15 protein-coding genes are annotated in these 16,385 nt (G+C 74.7%); 3 read left to right on the top strand and 12 right to left on the bottom strand.

Annotated features, from left to right (window positions below; translation table 11 throughout):
• Positions 1–63: 63 nt before the first annotated feature.
• The 4 genes from ACFC0B_RS19575 to ACFC0B_RS19560 form a co-directional block, all read right to left on the bottom strand.
• The gene (locus tag ACFC0B_RS19575) at positions 64–708 is read right to left on the bottom strand and encodes an FMN reductase (protein WP_376087078.1); all 645 of its coding nucleotides are present in this window, start codon (positions 706–708) and stop codon (positions 64–66) included.
• Positions 705–1,829, bottom strand: coding sequence for an LLM class flavin-dependent oxidoreductase (locus tag ACFC0B_RS19570; protein WP_376087077.1), 1,125 nt, complete (start codon positions 1,827–1,829; stop codon positions 705–707). The genes ACFC0B_RS19575 and ACFC0B_RS19570 overlap by 4 nt, the downstream gene beginning before the upstream one ends.
• 45 nt (positions 1,830–1,874) lie before the next feature.
• Complete coding sequence (locus ACFC0B_RS19565) at positions 1,875–3,119, bottom strand: MFS transporter (RefSeq protein WP_376087076.1); 1,245 nt, start codon at positions 3,117–3,119, stop codon at positions 1,875–1,877.
• 95 nt (positions 3,120–3,214) lie between these two features.
• The gene (locus ACFC0B_RS19560) at positions 3,215–3,811 is read right to left on the bottom strand and encodes a TetR/AcrR family transcriptional regulator (RefSeq protein ID WP_376087075.1); all 597 of its coding nucleotides are present in this window, start codon (positions 3,809–3,811) and stop codon (positions 3,215–3,217) included.
• Positions 3,812–3,948: 137 nt separating this feature from the next.
• Between ACFC0B_RS19560 and ACFC0B_RS19555 the strand changes: the two genes are divergently transcribed.
• On the top strand, positions 3,949–4,710 hold the full coding sequence (locus ACFC0B_RS19555; RefSeq protein ID WP_376087074.1) for a PP2C family protein-serine/threonine phosphatase: 762 nt from the start codon (positions 3,949–3,951) through the stop codon (positions 4,708–4,710).
• A 65-nt stretch (positions 4,711–4,775) separates the two neighbouring features.
• On the opposite strand, the gene ACFC0B_RS19550 is transcribed toward ACFC0B_RS19555, so the two are convergent.
• Both ACFC0B_RS19550 and ACFC0B_RS19545 read right to left on the bottom strand, forming a co-directional pair.
• Positions 4,776–7,289 carry a collagenase gene (locus ACFC0B_RS19550; protein ID WP_376087443.1) on the bottom strand — a complete coding sequence of 838 codons (2,514 nt, stop codon included), beginning with the start codon at positions 7,287–7,289 and terminating at the stop codon, positions 4,776–4,778.
• A gap of 336 nt (positions 7,290–7,625) precedes the next feature.
• Entirely contained in the window at positions 7,626–8,198 is a 573-nt protein-coding gene (locus ACFC0B_RS19545; protein ID WP_376087073.1) for a DoxX family membrane protein, read from the bottom strand.
• A gap of 192 nt (positions 8,199–8,390) precedes the next feature.
• Here ACFC0B_RS19545 and ACFC0B_RS19540 point away from each other — a divergent pair, with 192 nt between their 5' ends.
• Entirely contained in the window at positions 8,391–8,987 is a 597-nt protein-coding gene (locus tag ACFC0B_RS19540) for a TIGR03086 family metal-binding protein (RefSeq protein WP_376087072.1), read from the top strand.
• A gap of 144 nt (positions 8,988–9,131) precedes the next feature.
• A complete protein-coding gene (locus ACFC0B_RS19535) occupies positions 9,132–9,692 on the top strand; it encodes a hemerythrin domain-containing protein (RefSeq protein ID WP_376087071.1) in 561 nt (186 codons plus the stop codon).
• Positions 9,693–9,719: 27 nt separating this feature from the next.
• Here ACFC0B_RS19535 and ACFC0B_RS19530 read toward each other — a convergent pair whose 3' ends face one another.
• From ACFC0B_RS19530 to ACFC0B_RS19505, 6 genes are all read right to left on the bottom strand, one after another.
• Complete coding sequence (locus ACFC0B_RS19530; RefSeq protein WP_376087070.1) at positions 9,720–10,475, bottom strand: VOC family protein; 756 nt, start codon at positions 10,473–10,475, stop codon at positions 9,720–9,722.
• A 200-nt stretch (positions 10,476–10,675) separates the two neighbouring features.
• A complete protein-coding gene (locus tag ACFC0B_RS19525) occupies positions 10,676–11,071 on the bottom strand; it encodes a hypothetical protein (protein ID WP_376087069.1) in 396 nt (131 codons plus the stop codon).
• Positions 11,072–11,105: 34 nt separating this feature from the next.
• Positions 11,106–12,530 carry an ABC transporter ATP-binding protein gene (locus ACFC0B_RS19520; RefSeq protein ID WP_376087068.1) on the bottom strand — a complete coding sequence of 475 codons (1,425 nt, stop codon included), beginning with the start codon at positions 12,528–12,530 and terminating at the stop codon, positions 11,106–11,108.
• Positions 12,527–13,318, bottom strand: coding sequence for an ABC transporter permease subunit (locus tag ACFC0B_RS19515; RefSeq protein WP_376087067.1), 792 nt, complete (start codon positions 13,316–13,318; stop codon positions 12,527–12,529). The genes ACFC0B_RS19520 and ACFC0B_RS19515 overlap by 4 nt, the downstream gene beginning before the upstream one ends.
• Before the next feature lie 565 nt (positions 13,319–13,883).
• Positions 13,884–14,831 carry an ABC transporter permease gene (locus ACFC0B_RS19510; protein ID WP_376087066.1) on the bottom strand — a complete coding sequence of 316 codons (948 nt, stop codon included), beginning with the start codon at positions 14,829–14,831 and terminating at the stop codon, positions 13,884–13,886.
• Positions 14,828–16,381 (bottom strand): ABC transporter substrate-binding protein, encoded by a 1,554-nt coding sequence (locus ACFC0B_RS19505; RefSeq protein ID WP_376087065.1) that lies wholly within the window; start codon positions 16,379–16,381, stop codon positions 14,828–14,830. The genes ACFC0B_RS19510 and ACFC0B_RS19505 overlap by 4 nt, the downstream gene beginning before the upstream one ends.
• Between the last annotated feature and the right edge of the window lie 4 nt (positions 16,382–16,385).

Raw genomic sequence — 16,385 nt, 5'->3', positions numbered from 1 at the left:
CGGCAGGGGGCGGACCCGGTCGCCCGGGTCCGCCCCCTGCCGGGTGCGCGTGCGCCGCCGCCGTCAGACCCGCAGGGCCGCCAGCTGCTCGGCGAACGGGACCACCGTCTCCTCCTCCTCTTCGGACCCGCCGTCCGCCGCCGGCCCGCTGGGGGCGCGGCCGGCGAGCAGCCCGGCGAGTTCGCCGGCGGCCCGCTCGATCCGGCCCGGGAGCCCGTCGGTGAGCCGGTCGCCCGTGCTGCCCCAGTCGTCGGTGGCCGCGTAGACCGAGGTCGGGACGACCACCGAGCGCAGGTAGCTGAACAGCGGCCGGACGGCGTGCTCCAGCGCCAGCGAGTGGCGCGGCGTGCCGCCGGTGGCGGCGATCAGCACCGGCTTGCCGGTGAGCACGTCGGGGTCGAGCACGTCGAAGAACGACTTGAACAGCCCGCTGTAGGAGGCGGCGAAGATCGGCGTCACCGTGATCAGCCCGTCGGCCCGGGTGACCGCGTCGATCGCCTCGCGCAGCGCGCCGCCGGGGAAGCCGGTGACGAAGTTGTGCGCGATGTCGGTGGCGAGGTCACGCAGCTCGACCACCGTGACGTCCGCCTCGCGCCCGTCGCGGGCGAGCCGGCGGACGGTCGCGTCGGTCAGCCGGTCCGCGAGCAGGCGCGTCGAGGACGGCTTGCTCAGGCCGGCGCTGATCACGACGAGTCGGTACGCGGTCACTTGGTCGCCTCCGTGTTCTCCTCGGTGTTCCGCTGCTGCTCCCGCCGGGCGCGGTCGGCCGCGACCAGCGAGGCGTGGGTCGGCGCGTCCGGCACGTCGGCCGGCCGGCCCTTGGCGAACTCCTCGCGCAGCACCGGCACGACCTCCTCGCCGAGCAGGTCCAGCTGCTCCAGCACGGTCTTCAGCGGCAGGCCGGCGTGGTCCATCAGGAACAGCTGGCGCTGGTAGTCGCCGAAGGTCTCGCGGAAGGCCAGGGTCTTCTCGACGACCTCCTGCGGGCTGCCGACGGTGAGCGGGGTCTCCGCGGTGAACTCCTCCAGCGACGGCCCGTGTCCGTACACCGGCGCGTTGTCGAAGTAGGGGCGGAACTCGCGCACCGCGTCCTGGGAGTTCTTGCGCATGAACACCTGGCCGCCGAGGCCGACGATGGCCTGCTCGGGGGTGCCGTGCCCGTAGTGGGCGAAGCGCTCGCGGTAGAGGTTGATCAGCTTCTTGAAGTGCTCCTTGGGCCAGAAGATGTTGTTCGCGAAGAAGCCGTCACCGTAGTAGGCGGCCTGCTCGGCGATCTCCGGGCTGCGGATCGAGCCGTGCCAGACGAACGGCGGGACGTCGTCCAGCGGGCGCGGGGTGGCCGTGAAGGACTGCAGCGGGGTGCGGAAGCGGCCCGACCAGTCGACCACGTCCTCACGCCACAGCTGGTGCAGCAGCGCGTAGTTCTCGATCGCGAGCGGGATGCCCTGGCGGATGTCCTTGCCGAACCAGGGGTAGACCGGGCCGGTGTTGCCGCGGCCCATCATGAGGTCCACCCGGCCGTCGGCGAGGTGCTGGAGCACCGCGTAGTCCTCGGCGATCTTCACCGGGTCGTTGGTGGTGATCAGCGTGGTCGAGGTGGAGAGGATGATGCGCTCGGTCTGCGCGGCGATGTAGCCGAGCAGGGTGGTCGGCGAGGACGGCACGAACGGCGGGTTGTGGTGCTCGCCGGTCGCGAAGACGTCCAGGCCGACCTCCTCGGCCTTGCGCGCGATGGCGACGGTCGCCTTGATCCGCTCGTGCTCGGTCGGGGTGCGGCCGGTCGTCGGGTCGGGGGTGACATCGCCGACGGTGAAGATTCCGAACTGCATGTTGCTCACCACACTCCAGGTTGAATCCCGCAGGTGAAACCTGGCTCAGGATCCGATCGTCAAAGTTTCAACCACTTTAGCATCCGCCACCCGGGTGTTATTCCCCTCCGCGCCCGGGCGCTGTTCCGAGGCCGCACTGCCGCCCGGAACCGCGCGCCGGGCGCTCAGCGCGTCCGGGAGCAGGGTCAGCAGGCCCGCGGCGGCCAGCGCGACCCCCAGCCAGAGGGCGGCGCGCAGGCCCCAGGCGTCGATGGCGAGCCCGCCGAGCAGGGAGCTGAGGATGACGCCCAGCGTGATGAAGGAGTTGTGGACGGTGTTCACCAGCGGACGGGCGTTGCCGATCCGCTGGACCCGCGAGGCCATCGCCGGGTTCATGGTGACGCCGACCAGGCCGACCCCGAGCAGCAGCCCGACCGCCGGCACCCGGAGCTGGGCGAAGAGCGCGAGGCCGGCCAGGAAGAGGGTGTTCAGCGCCAGGCCGACCGCGAGCACCGGCAGCGCGTACCGGTCGGCGAGCCGGCCGACCACGGTGTTGCCGATCACGGTCGCCGCACCGTAGGCGACGAGCAGCAGCGGGACGGAGCCGGCCGAGAAGCCGGCGATCTCGGTCAGGACCGGGTTGACGTAGCTGAACAGCGAGAAGGTCGCGCCGATGATCAGGGTGCTGGTGACGAAGGCCAGCCAGAGCCGCCGGTTGCGCAGGACGCCCAGCTCGGCGCGGAGCGAGCCGCCGCCCTCGGCGTGGTCGGCGTCCGGCACGCCGGCGACGGTGCCCAGCGCGGCCAGCACGGTGAGGACGGCGATCGCCCAGAAGGCCGCCCGCCAGCCGAGGTGCTCGCCGATGACGGTGGCCAGCGGCAGGCCGAGCAGGGTGCCGAGCATCAGGCCGTTCATCAGCACGGCGATCGAGCGACCGCGCAGCTCGGCGGGCGCCAGCTGGGCGCAGAGCGAGATCGAGATGCCGAAGAACGCCTGCGCGGCGATCCCGCCGACCACCCGGGCGACCAGCATCACCGGATAGCCGGAGGCGGTCGCGGCGAGCAGGTTGCCCACCAGGAAGACCGCGAACAGCAGGAGCAGTGCGTGCTTCTGACGAATCCTCAGCAGTGAGACGGTGAGGAACGGACCGCCGAAGGACATCGCGACGGAGAAGGCGGTGATCAGGTAGCCGATCTGCGGGACGGTCGCGTCGAGGCCCTCCGCCAGCTGCGGCATCAGCCCGGCGACGGCGAACTCACTGGTCACCATCGCGAAGATGCCGAGGGCGAGGACGTACACGGCACGTGGCATGGGAGCATTCCCCCGATAGTTTTGGATTGATCGGTTCAAAATTGGGGCAGGCGAGAGCACCCGACCGATCGGCCGGGAAGGCGGGCGGGCGGAGCTCAGGGCGTGAGCGCGTCCACGGCGGTGGCGGCGACGGCCTCGACGGCGGCCCGGTCGGCCCCGCCCTTGGCGGCGACGCGCATCCCGGCGATCACCGCGTTCACGAAGCGGGCCAGCTCACCCGCCTCCCGGCGCCCGGCGATCCCGCCCTCCCGCTGCCCCGCCTCGATCGCGGCCCGCAGCGCGGCCAGCCGCACCTCCTGGTCCCGCTCCAGCACCGCGGCCGCCTCCGGGTCGCGCCCGGCCGGCTCGACCACGGTGTTCACGGTCAGACAGCCGAGGCTGCGCCCCTGCGGGCGGTTCTCGAACTCTCCGTCGACGACCCGCGCCAGCAGGAGCCGGATCCGCTCCAGCGGCGGCACGTCGAGGTCCTCCAGCAGGGCGACCTGCGGGACGGTCATCAGCGCGTTGTAGCGCTCCAGCGACCTCCGGAACAGGTCGCGCTTGCTGCTGAACGTGTTGTAGATGCTGCTCCGCCCGAGGCCGGTCGCCTCGCAGAGGTCCTGGGTGGAGGTGGCCTCGTAGCCGTTCGCCCAGAACGCCCGCATCGCCGCGTCCAGCGCCCGGTCCTCGTCGAAGGTGCGCGGTCTCGCCATGGCAGCACCGTAGCCGTTTTGGACCGACCGATGCAATACCCGCCGGGACCGCTCCCCCGCCCCGGCCGGCCGGCGGCGCGCGACAATGGGAGGAGCCGGAGAGCGGTCGGCCGGAGCACCCGAAGGGCGGCGAACCGATGGCGGCGTACATCGCGGTGAGCGCGCTGAGCCACGAGGGCCTGGTGCGCGAGCGGAACGAGGACAGCCTCGCCGTCGGACCGTGGACGCTCTGCGCGACCGTCACCACCAACCCGCAGACGCTGCTCTTCCCGCTCGGCCCGCCCTGCGTGGTCGCGGTCGCCGACGGGCTCGGCGGCCACCCCGGCGGTGAGGTCGCCAGCGCCCTGGTCGCCCGGCGGCTCGCGGAGGCCGGGCCCGCGCTCGACGGCGAGGAGAGCGTCCGGGACGCCCTCCAGACCTGCAACCGGGACGTGTACGCGGCCGCCGGCGAGGACCCGGGACTGGCCGCGATGGGCACCACGGTGGCGGGCCTGGTGATGCTGGCGGACCGGGCCGTGGTCTTCAACATCGGCGACAGCCGCGTCTACCGGATCGACGACGGCACGCTGCGGCGGGTCAGCGTGGACGACAGCCCGCCGCTGCCGCCCGGGCGGCGCACCACCGCGATGGTCACCCAGACCCTCGGCGGCTCGCTCGGGCTGACCTTCGTCGAACCGCACGTCCGCAGCGCGCCGCTGGCCGTCGGCGACCGGTACCTGGTGTGCAGCGACGGGCTGACCGACCCGGTGCCGGAGGAGGAGCTGTCGGTACTGCTCACCCGGCCGCCGGAGGAGGCCGAACGGGCCGACGGGCGGGCGGCGTTCGCGCTCTGGAAGGCCGCGATCGAGGCCGGCGGGCCGGACAACATCACGCTCGCCCTGGTACGGATCGGGGAATGACGGGAGGGCCCCGGCGGCTCGGCGCCGGGGCCCTCGGTCAGTGCGGTCGGTTCACCGCTCCTCGGTCAGTACTCGGCCTTGACGGTCGCGCCGGAGAAGCCCTCCTGGGCGTGGAGGCTCAGGAAGACGTAGCCGGCCGGCGGGTTGGTGATGGTCAGGGTCTCGCCGTTGCCGGCGTTGCCGGACTTGGCGGTGTAGGCGTCGGTGTACGCCCAGCCGCCGCCGTTGTAGTACAGGTCGGCGTTGCCCGTGCCGCCCGTGCTGGTGAGCTTCAGCTGGGTCACCCCGGCCGGGAGGTACAGGTAGAAGTGCGCGTAGTTGCCGGTGGTCGCCGCCACGTTGACGCGCCCGCAGTTCCTGTCCAGCTGGCGGGTGTCGGCCCCGGTGCACTCCGCCGAGGAGCCGACGACGACGTCCTGCCGGGTGCTCGCGGTGGCGCCCTTGTCGTCGGTCACCGTGAGCGTGACGGTGTAGGTGCCGGCCTTGGCGTACGTCTTGGCCGGGTTGGCCGCGGTGTCGGTGGTGCCGTCCCCGAAGTCCCAGCTGCGGGAGGCGACGGTGCCGTCCTGGTCGGTGGAACGGTCGGTGAAGGTGACCGCCAGGCCGGAGACCGCGCTGGTGAAGGCGGCGGTCGGCGCCTGGTTGTCGCCGGGGTTGGTGCCGACGCCGCAGGCGCCGGCCGCGCAGTCGGTCAGCCAGCGGTCGAAGTCCGCGTCGTAGCGGGTGCCGATGGTGGTCTTGAGGATGGTGCGGGCGCCGGCCCAGTCACCGGTGCGGTACTTGGCGAGCACGGCGTCCATGTCGGAGCGGTGCTGCTCCAGCATGTAGCGGACGGCCAGGTAGCCCCAGCGGTAGACGCGCTCCTGGTCGCCGTACGCGGTGTCGAAGAGGTCGGAGAGCCGGTAGGTGTGCTGGCCGGCCGCGGAGATGGCGGCGCTGTAGGTCTCCTTGCGGTACGAGTAGGAGACGTACTCGGCGAGGCCCTCGACCCACCAGACGGTCGGGGTGGTCATGCCGGCGTCGAAGTCGCCGTACATGTCGAACCGGCCGTCGAGGTAGTGGGTGTACTCGTGGTTGAGGTTCCAGATCTGGAAGTCGGGCGTCCAGTCGGCCCGGTAGGCGAGGAAGCGCGGCTGGTTGCCGGCCTCGTTCGGCTTGCCCTCCAGGTACATGCCGCCGTTGTTGGTGTCGATGCCGTAGATGCCGGCGGCGAACACGATGTAGTCGAAGCGCGTGTGGAAGACCACGACCTCGATGGTGGTGTTGCGGTCGTCGGCGACCGGGCCGCCGTCCTTGGCCACGGAGTGGAAGAAGGCGTCCTGGCCGTTGAGGCTGGAGCAGGTGGTGTCCAGCTGCGCGGCGTCCAGCTTCTGGGCGAGGACCCGGATGCTCGGGCTGCAGCTGTGGTCGACGGTCAGGACGGCCGACTTGAGCCGGGCGGGGGCGTCGCAGGTGCCGTAGGTGGAGCAGTTGCCGGCGTCGTAGGCCTCGGTCATCTCGGCGACGGCCGCCCACTGGTAGGCGGTGCGGTCGCTCGGCGAGGACTTGTCGGCCAGCCCCTTGAGCAGCGGGCGGACCTTGGGCTGGAGAGCGGGGTACTGCACGAAGCGGCCCAGCTCGCGGGTCGCGTTGTAGACCAGGAAGGTGTAGTCGCCGCCGAGCAGGGCGCCGTTGGCGAGGGCGAAGGAGGAGAGCGCGTCGAGCACGCTCTGGTCCGCCTGCACCGCTTCGACGAAGCCCTTCGTCTGGTGGCCGCGCCACAGCACGGTGAACACGCTGTTGAGCGCGTTGCCCATGTTCGCCGGGTTGTGGGTGGCGGCGTCGTAGGCGCCCAACAGGCGCTTGACCACCGGCAGGTAGCGGACGTTCTCCTGGGCGCTGTCGATCAGGGTGATCGCCTCGCCGAGCGTGCCCGCGTTGGCGGCGGAGACGTCACGGGAGTGCGCGCTGTTGAAGAAGGCGTCCAGCGCGCCGCGGATGGAGGTCTGCAGGGCGGTGCCGTAGGTGCCGACGTCGGACGCGTGGTACCACTGCACGTAGTAGCCGGCCCGCAGGAACAGCACCAGCTGGGCGGTGGAGGCGGAGTTGTCGCCCGGGTAGTTCGCGGCGTTGTCGCGCAGGGCGTCCGCCACCGTGACCATCTGGGACTCGCGGAAGGTTCCGCTCGCGTCACCGCCGGTCAGCAGGAACAGGTCGTTGATGCAACCCATGTCGGCCGACTTGACGGCCTGCACCAGGGCGCCGCCGGTTCGGCTGAAGTCGGGGATGTTGCAGGGCTGTTCGGCGAGGGCTGTGGGGGCACCCTCGCCGAACGCCTTGGCCAGCTCGGCCTTCTGCTCCGACTTCCGCTCCACCGGCGACAGGGTCTCGGTGCGCTCCGGGTTCGCAGTCGAGAACGGGGCGCGCTCACGGGCCGGCACCGACTTCTTCGTGCCGTGGGTGTCCGGCGCGCCGCCCACCGCGGGCTGCGGGGCCAGACCGGCGGGACCGGCGGCGGGCGAGCCCGCGCCGGACGGCGACGGGACCGGGGCGGGGGCGGCCTGGGCGCGCGGGGCGAACAGGCCGACCGCCACGAACATCGCGAGGACGAGCGTCAACAGCCTCGCGACATGGGGGTGTTGGTGCAATGGACGTGCGGTACTCACGTGGGGGCCTCCGGGCCTTCGTCGGCCGCGTGAGGGCGCGGCCGGTGGGGGTGGTGAGGACCGTTGCGACGGCACCGTTGGGGAGGTGCTCGCCGATCATCGGTGGGGGGTGTGACATGTACAATGGCATACATCACATGTTCGAGGAAGGCCCAGAACCGACAACTGCCGCCTCCCCACAGGAACTTCACGGAACGCCCGCAGAACGACAAAGGCCGCCGGTTTTGACCGGCGGCCTTCACGGGCGGCAGGCACGGCCGCCGCGGTGCGTCAGCTGCGGACGAGGAGCACCACGCCCGCGGTGACCAGACCGAGCGCGACGGCGGCCGCGCCGTACACCAGCCGGTGCTCGCGCACCACCGGCAGGTAGCGGTCCACCGCGTAGCGGCCGGGACCGGTCAGCGCCAGCGCCGCCGCGGCGGCGATCAGCAGCAGCTCGTACTCGCTGCCGCCCTTCATGGCGAAGAAGCTGCCGCTCCACGAGACGGCGAGGGCGTTGAGCATGGTGCCCAGGATCGCGGCGGCGGCCAGCGGGGCCAACAGGCCGACGGCGAGCGCCAGTCCGCCGCCGGTCTCGGTGAGGCCGGCCACGACGGCCATCGCCTTGGACGCCGGGTAGCCCTTCGAGTCGAAGAACGCACTCGTGCCGTCGATCCCGCCGCCGCCGAACCAGCCGAAGAGCTTCTGGCTTCCGTGGGCGGCCATGGTCAGGCCGAGGGCCACGCGCAGCAGCAGGAGGCCTGCGTCGTAGGCGTGCGGGGAGGTGGTCGCGAGTCCGGGGGTTCTTCCGGCCGCGACGGCGGGGGTGGTGGGGGCGGTCGTGCTCGGGCTGCCGCTCGGCATGCGCGTCTCCATCGAAAAAGGGGGGTTCGTCGATACTGGCCCGGGTTTGTTCAAATTCGAACCAGTGGGGTGATGCGACCGTACCTGGAAGTTTGAATTTGAACAACCAGCCGGACAGTAGATTTTGGCGTGATCGGGTCAGTAGTGGTGTAGACCGGCGTACGGAGGCGTGGGGCGGGGCAGGCTCAGGTCATGGCACATCGCAACGAACAGCGGCGGGCGGACAGCAAGGGCACCCCGCACGCCGAGGCCCTCGCCGCCTTCACCGAACGGGTGCGGCTGATCACCCCCGACCAGTGGGACGCGCCCACCCCCTGCACCGACTGGAACGTCCGCGAGCTGGTCAACCACCTCACCGGCGAGCAGCTCTGGGTGCCCGAACTGCTGATGGGCGCCACCATCGGCGAGGTCGGCGCCCGCTTCGACGGCGACGTCCTCGGCGACGACCCGGTCGGCGCCTGGACCGCCGCCGCGAACGCCGCGCGCGACGCCTTCGCCGTCCCCGGCGCGACCGAGCTCACCGTGCACCTCTCCTTCGGCGACGTCTCCGGCCAGTACTACCTGGACCAGCTCACCGCCGACGCCGTCGTGCACACCTGGGACCTCGCCGAGGGCACCGGCCGGCTCACCCGGCTGCCGGAGGACCTGGTGGACTTCGCGCTCGCCGAGTTCACCGGCTACGGGGACCTCTCGGGCAGCGGGTACTTCGACGCGCCGCTGCCGGTGCCGGACGACGCCTCCCCGCAGACCCGGATGCTCGCGCTCACCGGGCGCCGGGACCGCCCCTGACCTGCGGTTCTCACCGCCCGCCGGCTCCTCCGCCGACCGCTTCGCCCGCTCGCCCGCGGCTGCGCCGCCCGGGCGACGGGCGCGTCGCCGGATACTGGAGGTAGCGGGGGCGGAGCCGCAGCAGACGGGAGAGGCGGGCGCGCCATGAGCCGCAGGCCGGACATCCTCGGCGAGTTCACCGCGGAGCACCGCGCGGTGGAGGACCTGCTCGCCCGGATCGAGCCCGCTCCGGCGCCCTCCGGCGGGGCCGGGCAGGGCGGCGGAGCGGCCGGGCAGGGCGGCGGGACCGGGCAGGACGGCGGGACCGGGCAGGACGGCGGGACCGGGCAGGACGGCGGAGCGGCCTCGGAGCAGCTGATCGGGCAGCTCACCGACCTGCTGTTCAGCCACTGCGCGGCGGAGGAGGAGCACCTGTTCCCGGTCGTCCAGCACGATGTGCCGGACGGCGGCGCGATGGTGTTCCGGTGCATCCACGACCACCTCGCGATCGGCCAGTACCTCGCGGATCTGCAGGCCCTCCCGCCCGGCGACCCGGCGGCGGACACCCTGTTGGGCGGACTGGCCGAGCTGCTGCGCCGGCACCTGGCGACCGAGGAGGAGCAGTTGTTCCCCGCCGCCCGCAAGGCCCTGCCGGCCGCCGCCCGGAACGCGCTCGCCGAACGGCTGCGGGCCGACCGTGCGGAGATCGCCGAGGCCGGGCCGTGAGGCTGCGCGGTACCGGGGTCCGGTGGATCAGGGTTTGGCGCTGATCACCGCGAACCGGCCGCCCTCCGGGTCCTGGAGCCGGGCCACCCGCCCGTACGGCGAGTCGAACGCCGGGCCGAGCGCGCGGCCGCCGAGCTCCTCCGCCCTCGCCACCGCCGCGTCGGTGTCCGGCACCGAGAACGACGCCTCCCAGTGCGGCGGCATCCCCGCCGCGCCGCCCGCCTGCTCCCTGGCCAGCGCGGCGACACTGTGCCCCTCGGCCCGCAGCACCACCCGGTCGTGCTCCCAGCGGACCTCGAACCGCTCCGGGTCCCGGCCGTCCCAGCGGAACACCTCGCCGTAGAAGAGCGCGGCCGCGAACGGATCCGGGGTGCGCAGCTCGATCCAGACCGGCGCTCCCATGAGGTCGAGCCGCCGGGCCCGGCCCAGCGGCCCCTCCCAGATGCCGAACACCGCGCCCGCCGGGTCCGCGGCGAAGGCCACCCGGCCCGCGTCGAAGGAGAGCGGCCCCACCGCGAGCGTCGCACCGCGTTCGCGGACCGCGTCGGCGGCGGCGTCCGCGCTCTCCGTGCCGAAGTAGCTGGTCCAGGCGACGGGCATGTCCCAGCCGCCGCTCGCCACCCCCAGCCCGGCCACCGCCTCCCCGCCGGTCACCGCGTGCACGTACGGGCCGAAGCGGTCCGGCCCCGGCTCGAACTCCCAGCCCAGCAGCGGCCCGTAGAAGGCCTTGGCCGCGTCGAGGTCGCGCGCCATCAGGCTCACCCAGCACGGGACGGCCGCCACGCAGCGCACCTCGGTCGTTGTCCCACCGCTGACCATCGCGACCACCTCCGAGACCCCGGCCGCCGGGCCCCTCCCGACTCCCACGGCCGTCCGGCCGTCCGGGCGGGTTCAGCCTAGGACGTACCGGACGGTTCGGGGCGGATCAGCGCGCGGGCCGACGAAGGTGGGGGCGTGCGCGGGCGGCTCCGCGCTCCGGTGGTTCAGAGCACGGGCGCGCCTCCGAAGCCGTGGTGGCCGGCGCCCGGGGCGGTCGGGGCCGGCCGGCCGTGGCCGCGGACCGGGGTGCCGGCGGTGATCGCGGCGGGGTTCACGGGGAGGCCGGCGGCGGCCCGGACGGCGGGATCGGCGAACGGGTCCTGGAAGTACACCTGGGCGCGGCCGCAGGCGGCGCTGAGGCGCTCGGCCACCAGGCCCGGCGCGGCGAACGCCTCCTCGTACGTCGCGCCCGGGACGGCCGGCCACCAGTGGTCGGGCAGCGGCCCCGGGCGCTCGGCCTCGAACGCCCGGCGGACGGCCTGCGCATCGACGACGTCGAGGACGTCGAGGAGCGCGGTGATCGCCTCGGGGGTGGGAACGGCTGCGGACGCGGTGGTCATGGCGGAGACGCCGGCCGAGGGCTCCGCCGGCCCCTCACCCGGACGGGTGGGCCGGCCCGGCCGCCCGCAGCCGTCCGTCCGCGAGGGTGGCCACCGTGTCCGCGAGGGCCGCGACGGCCGCCGGGTCGTGGGAGACGAACAGCAGCGCGAGGCCGGTGCGGTCCCGGCGGTCGCCGAGGTCGGCGAGGATCGCCGCCCGGGTCGCCGCGTCCAGCCCCGAGGTGACCTCGTCACACACCAGCACCTTCGGGTGGACGATCAACGCCCGTGCCAGTGAAGCCCGTTGCAACTCTCCGCCGGAGAGCCCGGCGGGCGGGCGGGCCGCCTTCGCCCGGTCCAGGCCGAACCCCGCGAGCAGTTCGCCCGCCTCCTCCGCGGCCGCCGGTGCGGCGAGGCCGCGCAGCCGGACCGCCGCCCTGGCCACCTGGTCCAGGACGGGGCGGTGCTCGGCGAACGCCGCCCGGGCGTCCTGGAACACGTACTGCACGGCCGCCAACTCCCGCCGTCCGCGCCGCCGGACGCTGCGCGGCAGCGGCGCGCCGTCCAGCCGGACGGTGCCCTCGTGGCGGGGGTGCAGTCCGGCCAGGCAGCGGCCCAGGGTGGTCTTGCCGCTGCCCGAGCGGCCGGTCAGGGCGAGGCACTCCCCCGGCCGGAGCGTCAGCCCGACCTCGTGCAGCACGACGGCGCCGCCGGGGTGGCGGGCCGTGAGGCCGGAGACGTCGAGGCGGACCGGGCGCGGCGGTCCGGGCGCGGGGCGGGACGGTGTCGGCGGGGTGGGCTGTGCTCGCGGTCGCGGTCGCGGTCGTGGGAGGACGTCGGCCGGCGGGCCGGTGCGCACCACGCGGCCGTCCGCCAGCAGTATCACCTCGTCGGCCAGCTCCCGGACCAGGTCGAGGTCGTGGCTGAGCAGGAGGAGGCCGGTGCCGCGCGCGGCCAGCCGGCCGAGCAGGGCGGCCAACCGGCGGGTGGTGACCGGGTCCTGGCCGGTGGTGGGCTCGTCGGCCACGATCACCCGGGCGCCGGTCAGCAACGCCTGGGCGAGCACCACGCGCTGCTGCTGGCCACCGGAGAGCTGGTGCGGGAAGCGGCGCAGCACACCGTCCACGTCCGCGAGTTCGGCGTCCCGCAGCGCACGCGCGACGGCCTCCGGGCCGCCGCCGTGGACCCGGGCGAGGTCGCGAAGGAGCACCCCCACCCGGCGGGCCGGATTGAGCACGGCTCCCGGGTGCTGCGGCACGTAGCCGACCCGGGGGCCCGGCACGACCGTGCCCGACACCGCCGCGCCGTCGGGGTACGCGCCCAGCAGGGCGAGCGCGGTCGTGGTCTTGCCGCTGCCCGACGGTCCGACCAGCGCCGTCACCCGGCCCGGCCGCACGCGCAGCGACACCCCGTCCACCAGCACGCGCGCGCCGACCCGTACCCGCAGCCGGTCCACCGTCGCGAGGTCGTCGCCGGTCATGCCGCCGCCTTCCGGCCCGCCGGCGCGGAGCGGTACTGCGCGGCGTCGAACAGCAGGTTGGTGCCGGTGGACAGCGCCGCCACGAGCAGCGCGGGGACGACGACCGCCCAGGGTTGCAGGAACAGCCCCGGCCGGTTGCGGTCGACCATCACCGCCCAGTCGGCGGCGTCCGGCCGCACCCCGACCCCGAGGAACGCCGCCGTCGCGACCAGGTACAGCGCGCCGACCAGGCGGGTTCCGGCATCGGCGGCCAGGGTGCGCCGGATCGTCCGCGCGACCTGCCCGAACGCGATCCGCGCCCACGACTCGCCGTGCAGCCGCAGCGCCTCGACCACCGGCCGGGACGCCGCCGCCACCGCCGCCGCGTGCGCCACCCGGGCGGCGTCCGGCACCGCCGCCACCCCCACCAGGACCGCCAGCCCGGCGGGTCCGGGCTCCAGCGCGGTAGCGACCAGCAGGACGAGCAGCAGGGCGGGGACGGCGATCAGCACGTCCAGCGGCCGCAGCAGCAGCTCTTCGAGCCACGCCCGCCCGGTCAGCGCGGCGGCCAGCGCGAGGGGCAGGGCGATCAGGTGGGCGAGCACGGTCGCGGTGACCGCGACGAGCACCACCGACCGCCCGCCGAGCAGGATCTGCCGCCAGACGTCGCGCCCGGTGAAGTCCGTACCGAGCCAGTGGCCGTCACCGCCCGCCGTGAACGACACCCCGCGCGGCCCGGGCTCCCCCGCCACCAGCGGTCCGAACAGCGCGAGCAGCAACGGCAGGGCGATCAGCGCCAGCCCGAGCATGTACCGCCTCATCACGCCCCGGCCCCGCCGGATGCCGGCCGCCGCCCGGCCACCGCAACCGCCCGGCGCACCAGCCACCGACAGCGCCGCACCACCACCCGGCCGACGCCGCACCCGAACGCGCCCCCGGGCGGCGGGCCGACCGGGAGGGAACCTCGGCGCGGACCGGCTCCGCCCGAGTCCCGGCACGCCCGCACCCCGCCGGAAGCCCGGCCCGCGCCACCGGCCCGACGCCGTCGGCGGATGCCGCGCCACACACCCCGGCTCTCGCGGGCCGGAGCGCGAGACGGCTGCGGAGCCTCTCCGTGGCGACCCACGGCACTCCCCGGCGGGGTGACGGGCAGGACGTCGGTCAACCCACGTTCCCCGAACGGTATTTGACGAACCGCACCCCGCTGCGGCAAGGCGGGCCGGGCGGCCGGGCGGCGCTCGGGGACGGCGTGCGGCCGCTGCGCGGGCTCGCCGGTGGGAACGGGCGGTGGCCCCACGGCGCCGGAGGCGTGGCGAACGCGGTGGCCGATCGGCCGTCGGACGGGAGGCGGGGCGGCGGGGCGGCGGTGGGGGGTCATACGGCGAGCTCCGTTCGGGGGGCGAGGCGGCGGGCGGTGAGGTCGGCGGCGAGGTTGAGGAGGACGGTGACGGTGCCGAACAGGACGGCCAGGGCCTGGACGACGGGGACGTCGCGGGCCGCGACGGCGTCCAGCAGGACGGTGCCGAGGCCGGGCACGACGAACAGCGCCTCGACCACGATCACGCCGCAGAGCAGCCAGTCCGCCGTGCGGGCGAGGTGCTGGACGGCCGGGGCGAGCGCGTTGGGGAGGGCGTGGGTGAGGCGGACGCGGGTGGGCGGGACGCCGCAGCGCAGGGCGTGGACGGCGTAGGGGGCCGCCATCGCGTCGACCAGCCCGGCCCGGACCAGGCGGGCGGTGGAGCAGACCGGGCGGGCCAGCAGTACGGCGACGGGCAGCACCAGGGCGGCCGGTTCCCGGGCGAGGCCGCCGACGGCGGTCGGCGGGAGCCAGCCGAGGCGCAGCGCGAAGACCGCCGTGAGCAGCACGCCGAGCGCGAACTCCGGGACGGCGTACAGCCCGAGGGTCACGGTGCTGAGGGTGCGGTCGAGCGGGCCGCCCTCGCGGCGGGCGGCGAGCAGGCCGAGGCCGACCGCCGCCGGGACGAGCAGGGCGAGGGTGAGCGAGGCCAGCAGGAGGGTCGGCACCAGGCCGTCGGCCAGTTGCTCGGCGACCGGGCGGCCGCCGGCCAGTGAGCGGCCCAGCTCGCCGTGGACGAGGTCCCCCGCCCAGTCGGCGAACCGCTGCACGGCCGGGCGGTCGAGGTCCAGCGCGGCGCGGATCGCGGCGATCCGGGCCGGGTCGGGGTCGTCGCCCGCGAGGGTGACGGCGGCGTCGCCGGGGAGGGCCTCGGTGAGGGCGAAGACCAGCACCGGGACGGCCGCGATCTGCCCGGCGCCGAGCAGCAGCCGGCGCCGGGCCCAGCCGCGCGGCAGCGCCGTCATGCCAGCCAGACCTTGTCGAACCTGGCCCAGTCGAGGGTGTTGGCCGGGGCGTCGGCGGCGACGCCGCGCAGCCGCGGGGCGGTGCCGACGATCCAGTCGGCGAAGCCCCAGACCAGCAGCCCGCCCTCCTCGTGCAGCCGGCGCTGCATCCGCCCGTAGAGGGCGGCCCGGGCGGCCGGGTCGGCGGTGGACTGGGCCTGGGTGTAGAGGTCGTCGAAGTCGGGGTGGCGCCAGTGGGTGGCGTTGGTGGTGGAGCCGGACAGCAGCCGCTGGGAGAGGTGGGACTCGATGGGCATCGCGCCGGAGCGGAAGGAGGCGAGCACGCCGCCGTCCAGGATGTCCTTCCAGTAGGTGTCCTTGCTGCCGACCCGCACCTCGATGGTGATGCCGGCCTCGGCCGCCTGGTCCTTGAGGATGCCCGCCGCCTCGACCAGTCCGGCCGCGACCGGCGAGGTGTCGAGGGTGACCCGCAGCCCCTCGGCGCCGGCCGCGCGCAGCAGGGCGCGGGCCCGGTCGAGGTCGCGGGTGCGCTGCGGGAGGTCGGCCGGGTAGTACTGACCGCCCTTGCCGAACAGGTCGTTGCCGATCTCCCCGGCGCCGGAGAGCGCGCCGTCGACGAGTTCCCGCCGGTCGACGAGGTGGAAGAACGCCTGGCGGACGCGGGCGTCGTCGAAGGGCGGCCGGTCGGTCTTCATGACGAAGCCCTGCATGGCGCTGTTGCGCAGCCGGACGATGCGGATCCGCCCGCCGGACTCGTGGGTGCGGGCGGTGGCGGGGGTCAGCTCGTGGGCGTACTCGGCCTGTCCGGCGAGCAGGGCGTTGGCCCGGGCGGACTCCTCGGCGGCGGCGAGGATCTCCAGTTCGTCGAGGTGCGGCGCGCCGTCCCAGTGGTCGTCGAAGCGCCGCAGCAGCAGGGAGCTGCCGGGCTTGAACGCGACGAAGGCGAACGGGCCTGAGCCGACCGGCCGTTGGAAGTCCTCGGCGCCGTCCGGGACGATGTAGGCGCCGAACGCGGCCAGGACGTTGGGGAATTCGGCGCAGGGCCGGCTGAGCCGGAACTCGACGGTACGCGGGTCGACGGCGCGGCTGGCCACGAGGTCGACCGGGTCGAGGGAGGCCCGGGCCCGGAACGCGCGCCCGGGGTCGGCTATGCGGCGGTAGCTGTACAGGACGTCGGCGGCGGTGACGGGGCGGCCGTCGTGGAAGCGCGCCTCGCGCAGGCGGACGGTCCAGACGTCCAGGCCGGGGCCGGGCTCCCAGCCGGCGGCGAGGCGGGGGACGGCGGCGAGGTCGGGGCCCCAGTCGGCGAGCTTGTCGTAGAGCGCCTTGGCGCGGGCGGCGTCGGCGAACAGGTTGACCTGGTGCGGGTCGAGGGTCTCGTTGGCACCGCCGCCGGCGAACAGGGCGCGCAGCCGGCCGCCGCGCCGGGGCGTGGCGGCCGCGGGCGCGCCGTCGGCGGCGGTGCCGGCGCGGTCCGGTGCGCAGGAGAGCAGGGCGAGGGCCGGGGCGGCGGCGGACGCGGCGAGCAGGGTGCGGCGGGTGAGCGGCATCGGG

It is taken from the genome of Kitasatospora sp. NPDC056184 (assembly GCF_042268405.1).
Lineage (GTDB): Bacteria > Actinomycetota > Actinomycetes > Streptomycetales > Streptomycetaceae > Kitasatospora.
Note: the sequence above shows the minus strand (reverse complement) of the source record. Positions and strands in the feature narration are given on the sequence as shown.

Excerpts from the sequence above, each read along its gene's own strand:
- ACFC0B_RS19570 (WP_376087077.1), bottom strand. The coding sequence starts at position 1,829 with ATGCAGTTCGGAATCTTCACCGTCGGCGATGTCACCCCCGACCCGACG.
- ACFC0B_RS19565 (WP_376087076.1), bottom strand. The coding sequence starts at position 3,119 with ATGCCACGTGCCGTGTACGTCCTCGCCCTCGGCATCTTCGCGATGGTG.
- ACFC0B_RS19560 (WP_376087075.1), bottom strand. The coding sequence starts at position 3,811 with ATGGCGAGACCGCGCACCTTCGACGAGGACCGGGCGCTGGACGCGGCG.
- ACFC0B_RS19555 (WP_376087074.1), top strand. The coding sequence starts at position 3,949 with ATGGCGGCGTACATCGCGGTGAGCGCGCTGAGCCACGAGGGCCTGGTG.
- ACFC0B_RS19550 (WP_376087443.1), bottom strand. The coding sequence starts at position 7,289 with ATGTTCGTGGCGGTCGGCCTGTTCGCCCCGCGCGCCCAGGCCGCCCCC.
- ACFC0B_RS19545 (WP_376087073.1), bottom strand. The coding sequence starts at position 8,198 with ATGCCGAGCGGCAGCCCGAGCACGACCGCCCCCACCACCCCCGCCGTC.
- ACFC0B_RS19540 (WP_376087072.1), top strand. The coding sequence starts at position 8,391 with ATGGCACATCGCAACGAACAGCGGCGGGCGGACAGCAAGGGCACCCCG.
- ACFC0B_RS19535 (WP_376087071.1), top strand. The coding sequence starts at position 9,132 with ATGAGCCGCAGGCCGGACATCCTCGGCGAGTTCACCGCGGAGCACCGC.
- ACFC0B_RS19525 (WP_376087069.1), bottom strand. The coding sequence starts at position 11,071 with ATGACCACCGCGTCCGCAGCCGTTCCCACCCCCGAGGCGATCACCGCG.
- ACFC0B_RS19520 (WP_376087068.1), bottom strand. The coding sequence starts at position 12,530 with ATGACCGGCGACGACCTCGCGACGGTGGACCGGCTGCGGGTACGGGTC.
- ACFC0B_RS19515 (WP_376087067.1), bottom strand. The coding sequence starts at position 13,318 with ATGCTCGGGCTGGCGCTGATCGCCCTGCCGTTGCTGCTCGCGCTGTTC.
- ACFC0B_RS19510 (WP_376087066.1), bottom strand. The coding sequence starts at position 14,831 with ATGACGGCGCTGCCGCGCGGCTGGGCCCGGCGCCGGCTGCTGCTCGGC.
- ACFC0B_RS19505 (WP_376087065.1), bottom strand. The coding sequence starts at position 16,381 with ATGCCGCTCACCCGCCGCACCCTGCTCGCCGCGTCCGCCGCCGCCCCG.